The 19,542-nt window shown below is 64.6% G+C and carries 20 protein-coding genes; 16 read left to right on the top strand and 4 right to left on the bottom strand.

Annotation, left to right across the window (positions count from 1 at the left end):
- Positions 1-89: 89 nt before the first annotated feature.
- From argC to MSTE_RS25520, 11 genes are read left to right on the top strand one after another with little or no spacing between them, the layout of a single operon-like run.
- A complete protein-coding gene (gene argC / locus MSTE_RS11170) occupies positions 90-1,133 on the top strand; it encodes an N-acetyl-gamma-glutamyl-phosphate reductase (protein ID WP_096501223.1) in 1,044 nt (347 codons plus the stop codon).
- Positions 1,130-2,338: a bifunctional glutamate N-acetyltransferase/amino-acid acetyltransferase ArgJ gene (gene argJ / locus MSTE_RS11175; protein WP_096501225.1), complete on the top strand. Its 1,209-nt coding sequence runs from the start codon at positions 1,130-1,132 to the stop codon at positions 2,336-2,338. Before argC ends, argJ begins: the two co-directional genes overlap by 4 nt.
- Complete coding sequence (gene argB / locus MSTE_RS11180) at positions 2,335-3,204, top strand: acetylglutamate kinase (protein ID WP_096501227.1); 870 nt, start codon at positions 2,335-2,337, stop codon at positions 3,202-3,204. Before argJ ends, argB begins: the two co-directional genes overlap by 4 nt.
- Entirely contained in the window at positions 3,201-4,391 is a 1,191-nt protein-coding gene (locus MSTE_RS11185) for an acetylornithine transaminase (RefSeq protein ID WP_096501229.1), read from the top strand. The genes argB and MSTE_RS11185 overlap by 4 nt, the downstream gene beginning before the upstream one ends.
- Complete coding sequence (gene argF, locus MSTE_RS11190) at positions 4,388-5,329, top strand: ornithine carbamoyltransferase (RefSeq protein WP_096501231.1); 942 nt, start codon at positions 4,388-4,390, stop codon at positions 5,327-5,329. Before MSTE_RS11185 ends, argF begins: the two co-directional genes overlap by 4 nt.
- Positions 5,326-5,814, top strand: a complete 489-nt coding sequence (locus MSTE_RS11195) for an arginine repressor (RefSeq protein ID WP_030098041.1) — start codon at positions 5,326-5,328, stop codon at positions 5,812-5,814. The genes argF and MSTE_RS11195 overlap by 4 nt, the downstream gene beginning before the upstream one ends.
- A gap of 14 nt (positions 5,815-5,828) precedes the next feature.
- Entirely contained in the window at positions 5,829-7,049 is a 1,221-nt protein-coding gene (locus MSTE_RS11200; protein WP_096501233.1) for an argininosuccinate synthase, read from the top strand.
- Positions 7,046-8,455: an argininosuccinate lyase gene (gene argH, locus MSTE_RS11205; RefSeq protein ID WP_096501235.1), complete on the top strand. Its 1,410-nt coding sequence runs from the start codon at positions 7,046-7,048 to the stop codon at positions 8,453-8,455. Before MSTE_RS11200 ends, argH begins: the two co-directional genes overlap by 4 nt.
- A gap of 9 nt (positions 8,456-8,464) precedes the next feature.
- Entirely contained in the window at positions 8,465-9,238 is a 774-nt protein-coding gene (locus tag MSTE_RS11210; RefSeq protein ID WP_096501237.1) for a hypothetical protein, read from the top strand.
- On the top strand, positions 9,235-9,861 hold the full coding sequence (locus MSTE_RS11215) for a hypothetical protein (protein WP_408645888.1): 627 nt from the start codon (positions 9,235-9,237) through the stop codon (positions 9,859-9,861). Before MSTE_RS11210 ends, MSTE_RS11215 begins: the two co-directional genes overlap by 4 nt.
- Positions 9,858-10,442 carry a hypothetical protein gene (locus MSTE_RS25520; protein WP_231897051.1) on the top strand — a complete coding sequence of 195 codons (585 nt, stop codon included), beginning with the start codon at positions 9,858-9,860 and terminating at the stop codon, positions 10,440-10,442. Before MSTE_RS11215 ends, MSTE_RS25520 begins: the two co-directional genes overlap by 4 nt.
- A gap of 2 nt (positions 10,443-10,444) precedes the next feature.
- Here the strand turns inward: MSTE_RS25520 and MSTE_RS11225 are convergent, their stop codons facing one another.
- Positions 10,445-11,767 carry a hypothetical protein gene (locus tag MSTE_RS11225; protein ID WP_096505746.1) on the bottom strand — a complete coding sequence of 441 codons (1,323 nt, stop codon included), beginning with the start codon at positions 11,765-11,767 and terminating at the stop codon, positions 10,445-10,447.
- Between the two features lie 181 nt (positions 11,768-11,948).
- On the opposite strand from MSTE_RS11225, the gene MSTE_RS11230 reads away from it, so the two are divergent.
- From MSTE_RS11230 to MSTE_RS11240, 3 genes are all read left to right on the top strand, one after another.
- Positions 11,949-14,921: an acyl-CoA synthetase gene (locus MSTE_RS11230; RefSeq protein WP_096501241.1), complete on the top strand. Its 2,973-nt coding sequence runs from the start codon at positions 11,949-11,951 to the stop codon at positions 14,919-14,921.
- Positions 14,922-15,019: 98 nt separating this feature from the next.
- A complete protein-coding gene (locus tag MSTE_RS11235; protein WP_046253618.1) occupies positions 15,020-15,499 on the top strand; it encodes a hypothetical protein in 480 nt (159 codons plus the stop codon).
- Between the two features lie 10 nt (positions 15,500-15,509).
- Positions 15,510-15,713, top strand: coding sequence for a Trm112 family protein (locus MSTE_RS11240; RefSeq protein ID WP_096501243.1), 204 nt, complete (start codon positions 15,510-15,512; stop codon positions 15,711-15,713).
- On the opposite strand, the gene MSTE_RS11245 is transcribed toward MSTE_RS11240, so the two are convergent.
- The 3 genes from MSTE_RS11245 to MSTE_RS11255 are packed head-to-tail and all read right to left on the bottom strand — an operon-like array spanning position 15,703 to position 17,842.
- Positions 15,703-16,308, bottom strand: a complete 606-nt coding sequence (locus MSTE_RS11245; RefSeq protein ID WP_096501245.1) for a TetR/AcrR family transcriptional regulator — start codon at positions 16,306-16,308, stop codon at positions 15,703-15,705. The two genes, MSTE_RS11240 and MSTE_RS11245, sit on opposite strands and share 11 nt — an antisense overlap.
- Positions 16,305-17,060, bottom strand: a complete 756-nt coding sequence (locus MSTE_RS11250; protein ID WP_096501247.1) for an ABC transporter permease — start codon at positions 17,058-17,060, stop codon at positions 16,305-16,307. Before MSTE_RS11250 ends, MSTE_RS11245 begins: the two co-directional genes overlap by 4 nt.
- Positions 17,061-17,080: 20 nt before the next feature.
- Positions 17,081-17,842, bottom strand: a complete 762-nt coding sequence (locus tag MSTE_RS11255) for an ABC transporter ATP-binding protein (RefSeq protein ID WP_096501249.1) — start codon at positions 17,840-17,842, stop codon at positions 17,081-17,083.
- A gap of 49 nt (positions 17,843-17,891) precedes the next feature.
- Here MSTE_RS11255 and MSTE_RS11260 point away from each other — a divergent pair, with 49 nt between their 5' ends.
- Both MSTE_RS11260 and MSTE_RS11265 read left to right on the top strand, forming a co-directional pair.
- Entirely contained in the window at positions 17,892-18,521 is a 630-nt protein-coding gene (locus tag MSTE_RS11260; RefSeq protein ID WP_096505747.1) for a DNA-3-methyladenine glycosylase, read from the top strand.
- Positions 18,502-19,539, top strand: a complete 1,038-nt coding sequence (locus tag MSTE_RS11265) for an ADP-ribosylglycohydrolase family protein (protein WP_096501251.1) — start codon at positions 18,502-18,504, stop codon at positions 19,537-19,539. The genes MSTE_RS11260 and MSTE_RS11265 overlap by 20 nt, the downstream gene beginning before the upstream one ends.
- Positions 19,540-19,542 lie beyond the last annotated feature (3 nt).

Consider the following 19,542-nt stretch of genomic DNA (forward strand, 5'->3'; position numbering starts at 1 on the left):
GTTTAGCTCAAGTTGAGGTTGATCGCGTGTCTACAACGATTGATCGAATATATTTGCGCTTGACTGCATAATGATACAGAATTGCCGCTATGACTACTGGGTTCTCGGTCGCGGTCGCCGGTGCCAGCGGATATGCCGGCGGTGAGATTCTGCGCCTGCTGCTCGCACATCCGGCATACGCCGCGGGCCGCCTGCGCATCGGGGTATTGACGGCCGGTTCCAATGCAGGTACCAGCCTCATCGAGCATCACCCGAATCTGACACCGTTAGCTGACCACAAACTACAGCCCACCGATCCCAAGCTGTTGCGGGGGCACGACGTGGTGTTCCTGGCGCTACCGCACGGCTCTTCGGCCAAGATCGCCGACGAACTGGGGCAGCAGACCCTCATCATCGACTGTGGCGCCGATTTTCGGCTGACCGATGCCGCCGCATGGCAGCGTTACTACGGCTCGAAACATGCCGGGAGCTGGCCGTATGGCTTGCCGGAGCTTTTCGGTGCACGCGCGGCCCTGCACGGCACCAAGCGCGTGGCGGTTCCGGGCTGCTATCCGACGGCAGCACTGTTGGCGTTATCTCCCGCGGTCGCTGCAGGCCTCGTGGAGCCGACGGTCACCGTCGTAGCGGTCAGTGGTACCACGGGCGCCGGACGCGCCCCCAAGGCCGACCTGCTGGCCTCCGAGGTCATGGGTTCGGCCCGCGCCTACAACGTCGCCGGTGCGCATCGGCACACCCCGGAGATCGCTCAGGGGCTGAATCATCCGTCGGGCAAGCCGGTCACCGTCTCTTTCACGCCTGTGCTCATCCCCATGCCCCGCGGCATTCTCGCTACGTGTACGGCGCCGACCAGCGCAACCCTGGCCGAGATCCGGGACGCATATCAGGAGGCATACCGCGATGAGCCGTTCATTCACGTGCTTCCGGAGGGGCAGTTGCCCACCACCAAGGCGGTATCCGGGAGCAACGCCGCGCACATCGGTCTGGCCGTCGACCCCGATGCGGGCGTGCTGGTGGCGATCGCAGCCATCGACAATCTGGTGAAGGGCACCGCAGGAGCCGCGATTCAATCCATGAACCTCGCACTCGGTTGGCCCGAGGGTGACGGCCTATCCATTGTGGGGGTAGCACCATGACCAAGGACAATTCGCCACTGGTGCGGACGCAGGGCGTGACCGCACCCGCCGGGTTCAAGGCGGCCGGAATCGCCGCCGGAATCAAGGTCTCCGGTAAGCCGGATCTTGCCCTGGTCTTCAACGAGGGGCCCGACTACGCCGCGGCGGGGGTATTCACCCGCAACAAGGTCAAGGCCGCCCCCGTGCTCTGGTCGCAGCAGGTCCTCACCACGGGCCGGCTGCGCGCCGTCATTCTCAACTCCGGTGGGGCGAATGCGTGTACCGGACCGGTCGGATTCCAGGACAGCCACGCCACCGCGGAAGAGGTCGCGAAGACGCTCAGCGACTGGGGCACCGAGACCGGGGCCATCGAGGTGGCCGTGTGCTCCACAGGACTCATCGGTGACCGGTTGCCGATGGACAAGGTGCTGGCCGGGGTGCAGGAAATCGTGCACGAGCTGGCAGGCGGCCTGGGCGGTGGCACCGACGCCGCGCACGCCATCATGACCACCGACACCGTGCCGAAAGAGGTTGCGCTGCATCATAAGGGTGGCTGGACGGTGGGCGGGATGGCCAAGGGCGCGGGCATGTTGGCTCCCTCCCTGGCGACCATGCTCGTGGTCATCACGACCGACGCCGCAGTGCCCGCCGCGCAGTTGGATTCCGCGTTGAGGGCGGCCACCGCGCGCACCTTCGACCGGCTCGACGTCGACGGCAGCTGTTCCACCAACGACACCGTGCTGCTGCTGGCCTCCGGGGCAAGCGAGATCACACCTGACGCAGAGGAATTCGCTGCGGCGGTAGCCCGGGTCTGCGATGACCTGGCCGCGCAGCTGCAGTCCGATGCCGAGGGTGTCACCAAACGGATCCTGATCACCGTCACCGGGGCGGTCACCGAGGACGACGCGGTGGCCGCAGCCCGGACGGTGGCACGCGACAGCCTTGTCAAGACCGCGCTGTTCGGCTCCGACCCCAACTGGGGCAGGGTGCTCGCCGCGGTGGGCATGGCACCGATAGACCTCGACCCGGATCGCGTCACGGTGTCATTCAACGGAAACCTGGTATGCGCCAACTGCACCGGCGCTCCTGGCGCTCGTGAGATCGATCTGGCCGGTCCGGACGTCGAGGTACTCATCGACCTCGGCGCCGGGGATCAGCGGGCAACCATCCGGACCACCGATCTTTCGCATGCCTACGTCGAAGAGAATTCGGCGTACAGCTCATGAAGGCTCCCAAGAAGGCGCGCGTGCTCGCCGAGGCGCTGCCATGGCTCAAGAAGCTGCACGGCGCCATCGTCGTGATCAAGTACGGCGGCAATGCCATGACCGACGATGCGCTCAAGAACGCCTTCGCCGAAGACATGGTGTTCCTGCGCAACTGCGGCATCCACCCCGTCGTCGTGCACGGCGGCGGCCCGCAGATCACCTCGATGCTGAAAAAGCTTGGCGTGTCCGGAGAGTTCAAGGGTGGCTTCCGGGTCACCACACCGGAAGTGCTGGACATCGCGCGGATGGTGCTCTTCGGCCAGGTCGGCCGTGAGCTTGTCGGGCTGATCAACAGCCACGGGCCGTACGCAGTGGGGATCACGGGCGAGGATGCACAACTGTTCACGGCCGTGCGCCGCACCGCGACCGTAGACGGCGTCGAGACCGATATCGGGTTGGTGGGCGATGTGGCACAGGTGAATCCGGAAGCGATCCTTGACCTGATCGATGCCGGACGTATCCCGGTGGTATCCACCCTTGCTCCCGATGCGGATGGCGTGGTGCACAACCTCAACGCCGACACTGCCGCCGGTGCACTCGCCGAAGCCCTTGGCGCCGAGCGTCTCCTGATGCTCACCGATATCGAGGGCCTCTACACCGACTGGCCGGATCGGGGGTCGCTGGTGACCGCTATCGCGGCAGAGGATCTGCGCGAGCTCCTGCCCACACTGGAGTCGGGCATGATTCCCAAGGTCGAGGCATGTCTGCGTGCGGTGGACGGCGGGGTACCCAGCGCCCACATCATCGACGGGCGCGTCGAGCATTGCGTATTGGTCGAGCTATTCACCGACGAGGGCGTCGGGACAATTGTCAGGAGCCAATCATGAGCAACACCAGTGAGACCCAGCAGCGCTGGGAACACGTCATGATGAACAACTACGGCACACCGCCGGTCGTCCTCGCCGAGGGCGACGGCGCCGTCGTCACCGATGTGGACGGCAAGCGGTACCTGGATCTGTTGGGCGGCATCGCCGTCAACGTGTTGGGTCACCGCAACCAGGCCGTCATCGATGCCGTCACGCACCAGCTCTCGACGCTCGGCCACACCTCGAATCTGTATGCGACGGGCCCCGGCCTCGAACTCTCCGAGGCGCTCATCGCACGGCTGGGAGTTCCGGGCAGGGTGTTCCTCTGCAATTCCGGCACCGAAGCCAACGAGGCCGCGTTCAAGCTGACCCGGCTTACCGGGCGCACCAAGGTAGTAGCGGCCGAAGGCGCCTTCCACGGCCGCACCATGGGATCGCTGGCGCTCACCGGCCAGCCAACCAAGCAGGCGCCATTTGAGCCGTTGCCGGCAGGAGTGGTGCACGTACCGTACGGCGATCTCGCAGCCATCGAGTCGGTTGTCGACGGTGACACCGCGGCGGTCTTCCTGGAGCCGATCATGGGCGAAGGCGGGGTGGTGGTTCCACCAGAGGGCTACCTCGCAGGGGTACGTGAGATCACCGCGCGCCACGGCGCGCTGCTGGTACTCGATGAGGTGCAGACCGGAATCGGGCGCACCGGAACATTTTTCGCACATCAGCAGGTGGGTATAACCCCCGATGTGGTCACCCTGGCCAAGGGCCTCGGCGGCGGTCTGCCGATCGGTGCCTGCATCGCGACCGGAGCTGCCGCGGAGCTGCTCACTCCGGGGCTGCACGGCAGCACGTTCGGAGGCAATCCCGTCTGCGCCGCGGCGGCCCTGGCGGTCCTGCTGGTACTCGATGAGCAGAACCTCGTCGATCACGCTGCCGCGGCTGGAAAGTCGTTGAGCCATGCGATCGAAGGGTTGAACCATCCGCTGGTCGCCCGGGTGCGTGGCGCGGGTCTGCTCCTGGGAATCGTTCTGAACGAGCAACGCGCCAAGGCCGCCGAAACTGCGGCACGCGAGGCCGGCTTCCTGCTCAACGCCGCGGCGCCCGATGTGCTGCGGCTGGCCCCGCCCCTGATCCTCAGCGATGAACAGATTGAGGAGTTTGTCGCCGCGCTGCCCGGCATCCTCGACACCGCAGCAGAACAGGAGCTGGCATGAACCCGGCGGGAAACGTCCGACATTTTCTGAGGGACGACGATCTCTCACCTGCTGAGCAGGCCGAAGTCCTCACGCTGGCTGCCGAACTCAAGAAGGCGCCGTTTTCGCGTCGGCCGCTCGAGGGCCCACGCGGGGTCGCCGTCATCTTCGAGAAGAACTCGACTCGGACGCGCTTCTCCTTCGAGATGGGCATAGCGCAGCTGGGTGGGCATGCCGTGGTGGTCGACAGCCGCACCACTCAGTTGGGGCGCGAGGAGACCCTCGAAGATACCGGGCAGGTGTTATCCCGGTATGTGGAAGCCATCGTGTGGCGCACCTACGCGCAGGAACGCCTGACCGCCATGGCAAGCGGTGCCACCGTTCCCATCGTCAATGCCCTGTCCGACGACTTTCATCCATGCCAGGTCCTCGCGGACCTGCAGACACTGGCGGAACGCAAGGGCTCGCTGGCCGGATTGCGACTGACGTATCTGGGTGACGGAGCCAACAATATGGCGCACTCGCTGATGGTCGGTGGCGTCACGGCAGGCATCCATGTGACTATCGCTGCGCCCAATGGGTTTGCGCCGCATGGCAAGTACGTCGCCGAAGCCGAGCGGATCGCCGCGCACACCGGTGCGTCCCTCACCGTCACCGCCGACCCGCGAACCGCTTCCACCGGTGCCGACGTGCTTGTCACCGACGCGTGGACCTCGATGGGGCAGGAGAATGACGGCCTCGACAGGGTGCGGCCGTTCCGCTCGTTCCAGGTGAATGAGGACCTACTCGGGCTGGCGGATTCAGAAGCCATTGTCCTGCACTGCCTTCCCGCCCATCGCGGCGAGGAGATCACCGATGAGGTGATCGACGGCCCGCGCAGTGCCGTGTGGGATGAAGCCGAGAACCGTCTGCACGCCCAGAAGGCGCTGCTGGTGTGGCTGCTGGAACAACGGCGATGACAGCCTCACATGCCGCCGACACCCGGGCAGGGCGGCAGGCGCGCATCGTGGCGCTGCTGTCGACGCAGTCGGTGCGCAGCCAGGGAGAACTGGCGGCGCTGCTGGCGGCCGAGGGCATCGAAACCACGCAAGCCACCTTGTCCCGGGATCTCGACGAGCTCGGTGCCGTAAAACTTCGCGCTGCCGACGGCGGAGTAGGCGTGTACGTAGTGCCCGAGGACGGCAGTCCGGTGCGTGGAGTGTCCGGCGGCACCGACCGGCTCTCCCGGTTGCTGGGGGAGCTGCTGGTATCCACCGACGCCAGCGGTAATCTCGCGGTACTGCGCACGCCGCCGGGTGCCGCGCACTATCTCGCCAGCGCGATTGATCGCGCCGCATTGCCCGACGTTGTCGGGACCATCGCGGGGGATGACACCATTGCGGTGATCGCCCGTGAACCCTTGACCGGAGCCCAGCTCGCCGCACAGTTCGAACAGCTTGCCTAAAAGAGAGAGATGACATGACCACTCAATCGACATCGTCTGACCGCGTCATCCTGGCCTACTCGGGTGGGCTCGATACGTCTGTGGCGATCAGCTGGATTGGCAAGGAGACCGGCCGCGAGGTTGTTGCTGTCGCGATCGACCTCGGCCAGGGCGGCGAGGACATGGAGGTGGTGCGCCAGCGTGCCCTCGACTGTGGCGCCGTGGAGGCGGTCGTCGTCGATGCCCGCGATGAGTTCGCCGACGAGTACTGCCTGCCGACCGTGCAGTCCAATGCGCTGTACATGGATCGTTATCCGCTGGTGTCGGCCATCAGCCGTCCGCTGATCGTCAAGCATCTGGTGGCCGCCGCACGCGAGCATGGCGGCGGGATCGTCGCGCACGGCTGCACCGGCAAGGGCAACGATCAGGTGCGGTTTGAGGTCGGATTTGCCTCGCTGGCACCGGATCTGGAGGTGCTCGCTCCGGTCCGCGACTACGCATGGACCCGCGAGAAGGCCATCGCGTTCGCCGCCGAGAACGAGATCCCGATCAACGTGACGAAGAAGTCGCCGTTCTCCATCGACCAGAACGTGTGGGGTCGCGCGGTGGAAACCGGTTTCCTGGAAGACCTTTGGAATGCTCCGACCAAGGACGTGTACGACTACACCGAGGACCCGACCCTCAACTGGGGCGCACCCGACGAGCTGATCATCACCTTCGACAAGGGGGTGCCCACCGCGATCGACGGCAACCCGGTCACCGTGCTGGAAGCCATCGTGGAGCTGAACCGGCGTGCAGGGGCGCAAGGCGTGGGCCGTCTCGATGTCGTCGAGGATCGATTGGTCGGCATCAAGAGCCGTGAAATCTACGAGGCCCCAGGCGCGATGGTCCTCATCACCGCGCATGAGGAGCTGGAGCACGTCACCTTGGAGCGTGAGCTTGGCCGGTACAAGCGGCACACCGACCAGAAATGGGCCGAGCTGGTCTATGACGGTCTGTGGTACTCGCCGCTGAAGCGCTCACTGGAGGCGTTTGTCGCGGACACCCAGCAGCATGTCGCCGGTGACATTCGACTGGTGCTCCATGGTGGAAACATCGCGGTGAACGGTCGCCGCAGCGCCGAGTCTCTGTACGACTTCAACCTGGCCACCTACGACGAGGGCGACAGCTTCGATCAGTCGAGCGCCAAGGGATTCGTGCACATCCACGGCCTGTCGTCGAAGATCTCCGCACAGCGGGACCTGTCGGGCAAGTGAGCACCAACGAGGGATCGCTGTGGGGTGGGCGGTTCGCCGGCGGGCCCGCGCCGGCGCTGGCGGCACTGAGCAAGTCCACTCATTTCGATTGGGTGCTGGCGCCGTACGACATTCGGGCGTCGATCGCGCACGCTCGGGTGTTGCGCAAGGCCGACCTGCTGACCGATGAGCAACTGTCGGCCTTGGTGGACGGGCTGCAACAGCTGGAACGGGACGTCGCTTCGGGACAGTTCGTGCCGGCCGACACCGACGAGGATGTGCACGGCGCTCTCGAACGCGGACTCATCGAACGTGTCGGAGCCGATGTGGGCGGTCGTCTGCGTGCCGGTCGCTCCCGAAATGATCAGGTGGCCACGCTGTTCCGGATATGGCTGCGCGATGCGGCCGGGCGGGTGTCCGACGGTGTGCTCGACGTGGTGCAGGCCCTGGCCGATCAGGCCGGTGCACATCCCGAGGCGATCATGCCGGGCAAGACTCATCTGCAGGCCGCGCAACCAGTGCTGCTGGCACACCATCTGCTCGCGCACGCACAGCCACTGCTGCGTGATGTGGACCGACTCGTCGACTGGGACCGGCGTACGGCCGTCTCGCCTTACGGGGCCGGCGCACTGGCGGGATCCTCGCTTGGCCTGGACCCGGACACCATCGCGTTGGATCTGGGATTCACTGCGGCCATGGATAATTCGATCGATGCGACGTCGGCCCGCGATTTCGCGGCCGAGGCCGCCTTCGTCTTCGCCATGATCGCCGTCGATCTGTCGCGCCTCTCCGAGGACATCATTCTCTGGAGCACAACAGAATTCGGCTATGCCGAACTCGACGATTCCTGGTCTACCGGTAGCTCGATCATGCCTCAGAAGAAGAATCCCGATATCGCCGAGCTGGCCCGCGGTAAATCGGGGCGCCTGATCGGAAATCTCACCGGCCTCCTCGCCACCCTGAAGGCGCAGCCGCTGGCCTACAACCGTGATCTGCAGGAGGACAAGGAACCGCTCTTCGATTCGGTGGCGCAGCTGGAACTCCTGCTGCCCGCGATGGCCGGCTTGGTCGCGACCCTGCGGTTCCGCACCGAGCGCATGGCGGCCCTCGCCCCGGCGGGATTCACCCTGGCCACCGACCTGGCCGAGTGGATGGTGCGCCAGGGCGTACCGTTCCGCGTCGCACATGAGGCGGCAGGGGAGGCGGTTCGTGTCGCCGAGGCCCGCGGCGCCGGCCTGGAGGATCTCACCGATGACGAACTCGCGGCCATCCATCCGGACCTGACGGGACAGGTGCGCGCCGTGCTCACCACCTCCGGATCGGTCGCCTCCCGCAGCGCCCGTGGCGGCACCGCACCGGAACGCGTTGCTGAGCAGCGTGAACTGGTGCTGGCCCGTCTGAACGTGCTGCGCGGTCAGAGCCGCTAATATCCAGCCATGGACGGCGAGCCGGACCCGACATCGTCGGGCCCCGGTCCGGGGGGAGATATACCGGACGACCCGAACGCGGCGTGGCGCCGCCCGGTGGCGACTCATCCAATGCACGCCGCCTCCGTGACCATGGAGAGCGCACTGCCACCTGCCCCTCGCGGTGTGCTGGGCCGGGCCATCGCATGGGGCCGGAACTGGTGGAACGACCTGGAGTTCGTCCAGATGTGGCACGTGGTCGCGGTGCTCGCGATTGTGGCGACCGCCGGATTCGGTGGCTTGGACGCCGTGGACAAGACTCCGCAGACATTCGATCTTGGCAAGCCTTTCGACAATGGTGAATTCACTATTACTGTGCAAAAGGCCGTTCTGCGATCGGAAATCGTCGGCGGTGGAGCGGTGATCGCAAAAGAGAAGCCGGGACGCATGTATCTTGCGGTCCTGGCGGAGGTCACCAACAACTCCGATCGCGTCGACGTGGTCAGCGGCCAGTTTTTCCTGCCGAATGTGCCCGATGTACAAGACATTTCTCAGTTCCAGGGCCAGCGCGCCGTGACTCTCCGGATCGAAGACAGCAGCTTTTTGGTCGCGCTGCAACCCGATATCACCGAGAAGGTGGCAGTGGTGTGGAGCGTCCCTTCTGCCGCTGTACTACCCGGATCCACGGTGTCGGTTCAGGTGCCATACCGGAAATTTAGCCGTGGCCTGGTGCTCTATGGCGAGGGCTGGGTTGATGACGGCAAGAGCGCAACAACCAGTGTGCCTGTGGAGGTGTCTTCGTGAACTTCCCGAAGAAAATCTTGCCTTTCCGGGCCTCCTCGCCGCTTATGCGCATATCCGTGACGGCTGCGGTGGTGGCGGTTTTACTTTCTGCCTCCGTCTACGTCTGGAATCGCCTTCCTTCAGCCGCCGAAACTCAAAATGCCTTTGATGTTCACGGCACGATGGGAAGTTCGGTAACCGGCCGGTTGTTCTCGGCCACGGTGACCAAGGTCGGGATCGGGCCAGTCGTCAAACACACGGGCTTTTCTCCGCGTCAGCGAAACATCAAGTCCGCCGGTCAATGGGTCGTCGTCAAACTCACCATCACATCAATGACGGAGGCCTCACAGGCTGACGCGATACTGGCGCTCGGCGATAAGGGCTACACACCTGACAGCCGACTTGAGGGATCCACGCTTCTGGGCGCACGTCTGACTCCGCTGATCCCCGAAACCGGCGTTTTTGTTTTCGAGGTCAGCTCAAGTGCGCTTGAAGATGCCCGCTCCGCGAAGTTGTACATTTTCTACGCCGCCGGACAGTACAAATGGGATTCACGGCTCGTGATCGATATTCCGCTCGACAACGAGCATGCACCCCGTGCGTCAGTTATCGCGCTTCCCAAAACGGTGGTGGGCAAGCAATGAGCGAAATGCAAACCAGCACCGATGCCCCGCGCCACCGACGCGAGCACGCCCCGGACCAACTGCCATTACGTTCGCGCCTGTGGTTTCGCAATGTTGTCGCGGGAGTGATTGTCATCGCGGTGTTCTCCGGGGTGTGGGCTGTATCGTTCCGTGATTCGTGGCGGGACTATCGAGCGAGTGTGGTCCCACTCCATGTGATTGCGACCGGGCAGTCCGGGGATGCCTACGGACAGACATGGCGCCTTGCTGGTGTCAGACGTCTCGGCAAGGCCCCGCGCGGAGCCAATGGGGTCATTCCGAAAGGGGCGGAACTGGCGGTGGTCACGATAGAACGCTCCGGCCCCGTTCCTCAGAACTTCTTCTGTGACGGAAGAATCACCGACGGTGAGCATCAGTGGCCGGAGGCTCCGTTCCTGTTGTATACGGTGACGCCCCCAGACGGCGTCGTCGATCACTGCGACAAACCGGGAAACCTTCAGTTCAGCTTCCTGGTGCCCGATGATGTGACCATGACCGCTGTCGACCTGGTGAACCCCGTAGGCGGCAGTGCCCAAATCTTGGTCAGATTTGAGCTGTCTTAGTTCTACCGATCGGCGACAACGGGATTTGCCGCGAGAGCGTCTTCCGAGTCGGCTGGGTAGTCGACAACCTCGTTGTCATGTAGCGCCGCCGCTTCCGCCTCTGCCTTTTCGACACAGTGAGCGAAGACAGATGCGATGACGCATACCCTCAGGGAGGAAACAAGAACACCTGAAATCGCCGTCAATACAGGCGCGACACCATTCCAGAACGACAGCGGATGTGGGCCCAATATCCAGGCAAAACCACGGGTCAGGTATCCGCCGACCTGCATTTGCGTGGTGAGGAAACTGCCGGACATGTCCAGCCACGCCAAGCAGAGATACACCAGTACATAGCCAGACAGCAGGACTAGTCCTCCGTGCAACACCAGGCGCGCCGAATCGACAATAGGTTTGGCGCTTCCGAACTGCGAGAGCAGCCAATCCTTGGCCTTACCCCTGGTCTGCTCGGATACCCTGCTAGCCACCCGACGGTGGACCTGATCTCGGGTGGGTGCGAGTCTGTCGGCCACCACCTGGCTGTCAATACCCGCCAGCCGCCGAAGCACTCCCCGCCAGCTGGCGTTACTTGACGAGCCATAAATGATGCCGGCGATAGCCAGCCAGATCAGCGGTACGGCCGCAGCTCCCCAGACGATATGCCACGCGTCACTAACAAAGCCCCAGAGAACCTCCAAAGGGCGAAAATGCGAGAACAGTTCGCTGCGCATTTCGTCAAACCAGACAACGATGCGGCGTTCCTTGAACCAGGCCGATGGGCTCAGGAAGAAGTTCACGCCCTTGCTGGCGGAGAAGGACAACACCAGGAAGACCCACAAGGCATCCAAGTACACCCTGATGAAAACAAACCATCCGGGCAGCCTGTCTTTTATGGGCTTGAGGTTTAAGACCATCCGGAGAACAAAAGCGCCCGCAATCAGTACCCAGACGTAATTAGTCACGGGAACATCCCCCAAGTTGACCACCTTGGTGCCGGTCGTCATGTGGGCGCCCACGCGGTGCCACATCGCCTTCTGCTCGTAGGTCAGCCAGTCGTCCTGGAACATCTTCCACGCCAGGTAGATAACAAAAAACGGCAATACAACATTGGCGAATATGTCGACATTGCGTAGGGAGATCCTGGGCATGGCCGCCAACACAGGAATCGCCGAGCGCAGGACCAGGAACATCGCAATGATCGAGCCCAGCCGAGCTAGACCGGCGAAGGGCATCAGTAGGTCCACCACGAGATAGTTGTTCCACGCATATTTGGCCGCCAGCTCGATGACGATGTTGCGCCCCAACAGACCCAGCAGATAGCAAGCGGCCAGTTGAGGCAGGTACATCACCCAGAGGCGCAGCGGTCGCAGCAACAGATTCCCCACCGCGCCATCGTAGAGCCTCGTATCACGGCGTCGCTTCCGATCCGGTGGCTGGGATTCGGTCAGCCCGACGCACCCGCTGTGACAGGATATGCAGGCCCTCACCTGGGCAATATTGCGGATGATCGGTATCTAAGGAGCAGCTGTGTCCTTCAATCTCTCCTCCTTGACCAAGCCCGTCGCCCGCCTGGCCGCCACTGCGCAGAACGGGCTGGAGGTCCTGCGCCTCGGTGGACTCGAGACCGGCAGCACCGCGTCATCGCACCAGATCGTCGAGAGCGTGCCCATGTACCGGCTGCGCCGCTACTTCGCACCGGGGTCCTCCGGCGCGGAAGATGCCGGGCCGGTCGTCCTGATGGTGCACCCGATGATGATGGCCGCGGACATGTGGGACGTCACCCAGGACGGCGGCGCCGTCGGCATCCTGCACCGAGAGGGCATCGATCCGTGGGTCATCGACTTCGGCAGCCCCGACCGGATGGCCGGGGGTATGGAGCGCACCCTGTCCGATCACGTGGTGGCCGTCAGTGACGCCATCGAAACCGTGCATCGAATCACCGGCCGCCAGGTGCATCTCGCCGGATACTCACAGGGCGGCATGTTCTGCTATCAGACTGCGGCACTGCGCAAGTCGCGCACCATCGCGAGCATCATCACCTTCGGTTCGCCGGTCGACGCGAACGCCGCCATGCCCATGGGCATGCCCGCGGGGCTTTCGGCCGATATCGCCGAGTTCATGGCCGACCACATATTCAGTCGGTTTTCCATTCCGGCGTGGTCGGCTCGCATCGGGTTCCAGATGCTGGACCCGGTGAAGACGGTGAAGGGCCGTCTCGACTTCTTGCGACAGCTGCACGACCGCGATGCGCTGCTCCCGCGCGAGCAGCAGCGTAAGTTCCTGGCCAATGAGGGCTGGATCGCCTGGTCCGGTCCCGCGATCGCCGAGCTGCTGCGTCAGTTCGTGGTGCACAACAGGATGACCACCGGCGGCTTCACCGTCAACGATCGCGTGGTCACGCTCAGCGATATCACCTGCCCGGTACTGGCAGTGGTCGGCGAAGTCGACGATATCGGCCAGCCGGCCTCGGTGCGCGGCATCCTGCGTGCCGCACCGAAGGCCGACGTGTACGAATACCTCATCCGCGCCGGCCACTTCGGTCTGGTGGTCGGCTCGACCGCGGTGGCGCAGACCTGGCCGACGGTGAGCCAATGGGTGCAATGGCGTGAGGGCGAGGCATCCAAACCCCCGGCGGTCGACCTCATGTACGAGCACGAGAGTGGTCAGCTGGACGGCGGCGGTGTGCCACTCACCTCCCGGGTCGCCCACGGTTTGAGTACCACCACCGAGGTTGCCATCGCCGCTGCCCGCACCGCCGGTGCGGCCGCCGCGGCTGCCAACAAGTCGGTGAAATCCATTGCCGTCGAGGCGGTTCGCACGCTGCCAAGGCTGACTCGCCTGGGCCAGATCCACGATCACACCCGAATCTCGCTGGGCCGGTTGATGACCGAACAGGCGCGCCGTACCCCTCATGGTGAGAGCTTCTTGTTCGATGGGCGGGTGCACACCTACGAGGCGGTGGACCGCCGCATCAACAACGTGGTCAGGGGCCTCATCGAGGTGGGTGTACGGCAAGGCGTCCGGGTGGGTGTCCTCATGGAGACCCGACCCAGCGCCCTGGTGGCGATCGCCGCGCTGTCCCGCCTGGGGGCGGTGGCGGTGCTGCTGCCGCCCGATGCGGACCTCGAAGTAGCGGTGAAGCTGGGGGAGATTTCCGAACTGCTCACCGATCCGCCGAACCTTCCTGTCGCACAAGGTCTTCCCGTGCACATCTTGGTGCTTGGCGGTGGCGAGTCACGTGATCTGTCCATTCCTGACGACGGCTCGATCATCGATATGGAGCAGATCGACCCCGATGCCGTCGAGCTGCCCGGCTGGTATCGGCCCGACCCCGGACAGGCCCGCGACCTGGCGTTCGTGATGTTCAGCGGATACGGATCCCGGCTGGTGCCCAAGCAGATCACCAACCACCGTTGGGCGTTGTCGGCATTCGGTACCGCGTCGGCTGCCGCGCTGACCTCCAATGACACCGTGTACTGCCTCACTCCACTGCATCATCAGTCCGGCCTGTTGGTGAGCCTGGGTGGAGCGGTGGCCGGTGGCGCGCGAATTGCCCTGTCGCGTGGGCTCAATCCCGATCGTTTCGTCCAGGAGGTCCACCAGTACGGCGTGACCGTCGTGTCCTACACCTGGGCGATGATGCATGAGGTCATCGACGATCCTTCGCTGGCGTTGGGCGCGCACCACCCGGTGCGGTTGTTCATCGGTTCGGGTATGCCGTCGGGTCTCTGGCGGCGCGTCACCGAGAGATTCGCACCCGCCCATGTCGTTGAGTTCTTCGCGACGACAGACGGCGAAGCGGTGTTGGCCAATGTGTCCGGTACCAAAATCGGTAGCAAGGGGCGGCCACTGCCCGGGGGTGGCAAGGTTCGGCTCGCCGCCTATGACCCGGTCGACGACGTCATCATCGAGGGGGAGGACGGGTTCGTGCAGATCGCCAAGCCCGGCGAGGTTGGGCTGCTCCTGGCGAAGCCGCCCGGTGATGTGGATCCCGCTGCTGCGGTTCGGCGCGGTGTGTTCGCCCCCGGCGACACCTGGGTGTCCTCGGAATCTCTCTTCCGCCGCGATGAGGACGGCGATTTCTGGATGCTCGACGGCCGAAACACCGCAATCCGTACCGCGCACGGCGTGGTGTACGCCGAAGCCACCAGTCACGCACTGGGTTCGGTGAGTGCTATCGACCTGGTGGCGACGTACCCCGTGGAGTCCGGTGAGGCCAACGTCGCGGTGACCGCGGTGGTGCTTCGCCCCGGTGAGGCGATATCACCCGCTGATCTGGCAGAGGCATTCGCATCTGTGCCGATCTCGGAACGCCCGGACATCGTCAAGGTGGTAGCCAATCTGCCCTTCAGCGCGACCTATCGCCCTTCCACGACACACCTTCGCGAGTCCGGGTTGCCGAAACCGGGGCGCCAGACCTGGTATTTGGACCCCGAATCCGGCGCGTACCACCGGTTGACCGCCGCGACGTACGACGCGCTTCAGGGCGCCGCCCAGTAGCCCGCAGGGGGCGCGCCAGCGCCGGTCCCATCGCCTTCCGCTGCTCATATGACGGGTTGTTGTTAGGCTGACGTCCGCGATACCGGAAGGAACTCTTCATGCCGACACGCCTACGTGCCCTCGCCGGCACCGCTCTGGCCTCCGCCGGCCTCTCCGCAGCTCTGGTGTTCGGGCCCGGTGTCGGTACCGCCAGCGCCGACGTGCTGGACGACATCGCGCACGAGTACTCCACCGGAACCAGTGGTGGGCAGGTATCCAACCTGGTCCGCACGTCACTGCAGCTGCGTGCCAGGGGTGCCCAGGTCAGCTCGGCGCAGAACGACGCCCTCAAGTCTGCACTGGACAAACGCCCTAGCCAGATGCCGCTGATCAACACCCTGAAGTCGGTCATCGCAACGCAGTCCCAGTTCCTCAAGGCCGCGCAGAAGCCGCAGCAGCCCGTTCACATCGGTATCAGTGGCACCAACGGATCGAACAATCCGAACGGTGGACCGCCCAACGTCAGTCCCGGACCGGGTATCGGCGTCAGCGGTGGCGGCGGCCAGCAGATCTTCAACGAGAACATCCCGCTGGGCTGACATCACCGACATGCCTCTTGACGCCGTACTTCTAGACATCCTGGTCTGCCCCATCGATCGCGGGGCACTCCTGCTCATCGGTGGTGAGGCCGATGGCATTCTCTACAACCCCCGTCTGCGTAAGGCCTACCGGATCGAGAACTCCATCCCGGTGCTGCTGCCCGACGAGGCCCGCGAGGTGACCGACGAGGAGCACCAGCGCTTCACCGAGTGAAGACCGGTAGCTCGCCCGTCAGATACCGCTGAATGTTCGGTCCCACGGTGAGTGCGATCTCCTCTGCCGTGAGCGAGGCCAACGGCTCGACCTCCATGATGTATCGCGCCACCAGGATCCCGGCCATCTGCGTGATCGCGAACTCGGCACGCAGCGCTCCGCTACCGGCCGGGCTGTCCACACGTTCGGCGATGATGTTGACCAGGACCTCGCGGAAGAAGACCCGAACCAGCCCGTCGTCGGCGCCGCTGAGTGCCGACCGGAACAGGGCCAGCACGTTTGCGCCCAATTCCGAATCCCAGAATGGGATGATGAGCCGCGGAATCGCGATCCCGAGTTCCTCGACGGGGATGTCCCGCAGCGGTTGCAGCACCACCTGCGGATCGACCGGCAACTGGACCACCTCGCGGAAAAGATCCAGCTTCGTACCGAAGTAATGGTGGATGAGAGCGGGATCGACACCGGCATCGGAGGCGATGGATCGCATGGATGTCTTGTCGATTCCAGTGATTGAGAACAGTTTTCGCGCGCTGGCGAGAATATCGTCGCGGGCGCTGCTCGCTCCTGGCCGACGGCCCGGCCGTTTGGAAGTCACGGTGTCCGGCGGCGCAGCGTGGCGGCGGCCAAACCCAACGCCACCGTGGCGCATCCGAAGATGACCGCGATATCCCGGGCGGTCACACCTGTCAGCTCCGGGTGACTACCGAGCTGCTGCAACGCCTCTACCGCATAACTCACCGGCATCACGTTACTGAACCATTGCAGCCATTCGGGCATTGCCGCGCGGGGGACGAGAATCCCACAGAGCAGCAGCTGGGGAATCACGACCACCGGCATGAACTGCACGGCCTGAAATTCTGTGCGCGCGAACGCGCTACACAGCAGGCCGAGCCCGACACCGAGGATGGCGTTTCCGATCGCGATGAGAAAGACCCATTGCGCCCCGGCTGCCGTGATGAGCCCCAACAGGCCGTAGGACACCAGGCAGGCGATGGTGGCCTGAGCGGCCGCCGCCAGTGAGAACGCGGTGCCGTAACTGGCCAGCAGGTCAAAGCGACCCAGGGGGGTGGTCAAGATTCGCTCGAGCGTTCCCGAAACCCTTTCGCGCTGCATCGATATCGACGTGATGAGGAACATCACCACAAACGGAATGAGCCCGAGCACAAACAGGCATGCGGCATTGAACGGGGAGGGGCGATTCGGCGCGATCGGCACGTCCTGGTAGAGGAAGTACAGCAAGGTGATGAGCAGGCTGGGGATCAACAGGATCATCGCCATGCTGCGATGATCCGCACGCAGCTGGCGCAGAACTCGTCCAGTGGTGGCTACATAAGCGCTGGCGTACATGAGGTTTCACTCCATTCGGGCTAGGCGGCCGTGATCTCACTGCGCCGGATCACCGCGAGGAACGCTTCTTCCAAACTGTCGCATTCGGTGTCGTGGCGCAGCTGATTCGGCGTGGTGTGGGCGAGTACGTGACCCTCACGGATGAGCACCAGGTTGCCGCAATGATCAGCCTCGTCCATCACATGACTGGAGACGAGCAACGTGGTGCCGCCCGCCGCGAGTTGTCCGAACTGCTCCCAGAGCTCCGCGCGCATCACCGGATCCAGGCCCACCGTCGGCTCGTCGAGCACGAGTAGCTCCGGGCGGGTGACCAGCGCGCAGGCGAGCGACGCGCGTCCGCGTTGTCCGCCCGATAGGGCGCCGCAATAGGCCAGCCGATGCGATTGCAAACCGACGGCGTCGAGTGCGGACTCCGCGTCGGTCTTGGAGCGGCCGTAGAGTGCGGCAAAGTACCGTACGTTGTCTATCGCGCGCAGGTCGTTGTAAACCGTCGGGCTCTGGGTGACGTAGCCGATGCTCCGGCGCAGTGCGGGCGAGCCCGCCTCCAGTCCGAGTACCCGGACCGTTCCGGATGCGATGATCTGGGTGCCGACAATGCAGCGCATCAGGGTTGTCTTGCCGCATCCGGAGGGGCCGAGGAGTCCCGTGACGGTGCCGCGGCCGATCCGTAGGGATACCTCGTCCAGGGCCGTGAATCCGCCACGGACCACGCGTAGTCCTTCCACCTCGATGGCAGCCTCGTGTCGTCCGGTAGCTAATTCACCGATAGATGAACTCACCATATGATGAATATGAGCCTGCCTGCGAACGACTGTCAAGGACAATCGGGGAGTGAGCGCCGAGATTCTGAAGACACATCCCGCCAAGGCTGCGGTGCGCCTCCTCGGTGCCACCATCGAATCGCGTGGTGTCCTCGCGGTGATCGTCGAGGTCGAGGCGTATGGGGGTGTGCCCGATGGACCGTGGCCCGATCCCGCCTCACACTCGTTCCGCGGCCCGACGCCTCGCAACCGGGTGATGTTCGGGCCCGCCGGTCACCTCTACGTGTACCGAAGTCATGGAATTCATCTGTGTGCCAACGTGGTATGTGGCCCAGACGGTGTCGCCGGTGGAGTGTTGATGCGGGCGGCGGCGATCGTGGACGGAGCGCCCCTGGGCTGGCAGCGACGCCCCACCGCACGCAATGACGCGGGCCTGGCTCGCGGCCCCGGAAATCTGGGCGCCGCTCTGGGGATCACCCCCGAAGACAACGGCGTCGATGTCTTCTCCGCTTCCAGCCCGGTGCGGGTCGTGTTGAGGCGCAAGCAGAAGGCGCAGTCCGGGCCGCGCGTGGGCGTCAGTATGGCAGCGGATCGTCCGTGGCGATTCTGGTTGCCCGGATATCCGGAGGTCTCCGTGTACCGGCGCAGTCCTCGCGCTCCGCAACCGGATACTGGTCCATATGCCTCGATTGACGTCTGAGGAACCGGTCGGCGCCACGCTGCTCGGCGGTGCACTCGGCGACGCCCTCGGGGGGCTCGTCGAGTTCGACAACATCGACCAGATCCGGCTGCAGTTCGGACCCGGGGGCATTGCCGAACCTCCAATGGAGCAGCCGCTGCTCATCACCGATGACACGCAGATGACGCTGTTCACGGCCGAAGCGCTCATCCGGGCGCGCCGTGCACCCGATTCGGAGCCCGCCGAGATCGCCCACCGCGCCTATCTGCGATGGCTGCACACCCAGGGTGGCCAGGTGCCCTCAGAAGTCCTCGACGGTTGGTTGGTCACCGTCTCCGGGTTGCACTCGCTGCGCGCACCCGGAAAGACGTGTCTGTCGGCGCTGGAATCCACCAGTTCCCCTGTCCACGAGCGGGGTTCGCGCACACACCTGCCGAACAACTCCAAGGGGTGCGGGGCGGTGATGCGCGCGGCACCGGTGGGGCTTGCCGAGGCTGATCCGGCCAGGGCGTTCGAGTTGGCTGCGGATTTGGGCGCGCTCACCCACTCACACCCCAGCGGATATCTCAGTGCCGGGGCTCTCGCGGTGATCGTCAACCGATTGACGGCCGCAGCGTCTCTGGCGGAGGCGGTGCGCACGGCGCTCGATCTGCTTGACACACATTCCGGACACGAAGAGACATCCGATGCCCTACGCCGAAGTCTCGAACTGGCCGCGCACGAGCGGCCCACTCCGGAACGGATCGCCTCTGCGCTCGGCGGCGGGTGGGTCGGAGAGGAGGCGCTTGCCATCGGTGTCTGGGCGGCCGCCCGTGCGCATGATTTCAAGGATGGAATCCGGTTGTCGGTGAACCATTCCGGCGACTCCGATTCCACCGGGTCCATCACCGGAAACATCCTCGGTGCGATGTGGGGCACACCGGCACTGCCACCGGATTGGCTGGACCGGCTCGAACTGCGCGAGGTCATCACGACCGTCGCCGGCGACCTTCGCGAGCCTGCGGGGCCGCGTTCGGACGAGCGGTATCCGGCACGCTGAACC

This window comes from [Mycobacterium] stephanolepidis (assembly GCF_002356335.1).
Classification (GTDB): Bacteria; Actinomycetota; Actinomycetes; order Mycobacteriales; family Mycobacteriaceae; genus Mycobacterium; species Mycobacterium stephanolepidis.

Coding starts and splice junctions, on each gene's coding strand:
- MSTE_RS11235 (WP_046253618.1), top strand. CDS start 15,020: ATGCCGACACGCCTACGTGCCCTCGCCGGCACCGCTCTGGCCTCCGCC.
- MSTE_RS11240 (WP_096501243.1), top strand. CDS start 15,510: ATGCCTCTTGACGCCGTACTTCTAGACATCCTGGTCTGCCCCATCGAT.
- MSTE_RS11255 (WP_096501249.1), bottom strand. CDS start 17,842: ATGGTGAGTTCATCTATCGGTGAATTAGCTACCGGACGACACGAGGCT.
- MSTE_RS11265 (WP_096501251.1), top strand. CDS start 18,502: ATGCCTCGATTGACGTCTGAGGAACCGGTCGGCGCCACGCTGCTCGGC.
- argC (WP_096501223.1), top strand. CDS start 90: ATGACTACTGGGTTCTCGGTCGCGGTCGCCGGTGCCAGCGGATATGCC.
- MSTE_RS11195 (WP_030098041.1), top strand. CDS start 5,326: ATGACAGCCTCACATGCCGCCGACACCCGGGCAGGGCGGCAGGCGCGC.
- argJ (WP_096501225.1), top strand. CDS start 1,130: ATGACCAAGGACAATTCGCCACTGGTGCGGACGCAGGGCGTGACCGCA.
- MSTE_RS11200 (WP_096501233.1), top strand. CDS start 5,829: ATGACCACTCAATCGACATCGTCTGACCGCGTCATCCTGGCCTACTCG.
- MSTE_RS11225 (WP_096505746.1), bottom strand. CDS start 11,767: ATGTACCTGCCTCAACTGGCCGCTTGCTATCTGCTGGGTCTGTTGGGG.
- MSTE_RS25520 (WP_231897051.1), top strand. CDS start 9,858: ATGAGCGAAATGCAAACCAGCACCGATGCCCCGCGCCACCGACGCGAG.
- argF (WP_096501231.1), top strand. CDS start 4,388: ATGAACCCGGCGGGAAACGTCCGACATTTTCTGAGGGACGACGATCTC.
- MSTE_RS11185 (WP_096501229.1), top strand. CDS start 3,201: ATGAGCAACACCAGTGAGACCCAGCAGCGCTGGGAACACGTCATGATG.
- argB (WP_096501227.1), top strand. CDS start 2,335: ATGAAGGCTCCCAAGAAGGCGCGCGTGCTCGCCGAGGCGCTGCCATGG.
- MSTE_RS11250 (WP_096501247.1), bottom strand. CDS start 17,060: ATGTACGCCAGCGCTTATGTAGCCACCACTGGACGAGTTCTGCGCCAG.
- MSTE_RS11210 (WP_096501237.1), top strand. CDS start 8,465: ATGGACGGCGAGCCGGACCCGACATCGTCGGGCCCCGGTCCGGGGGGA.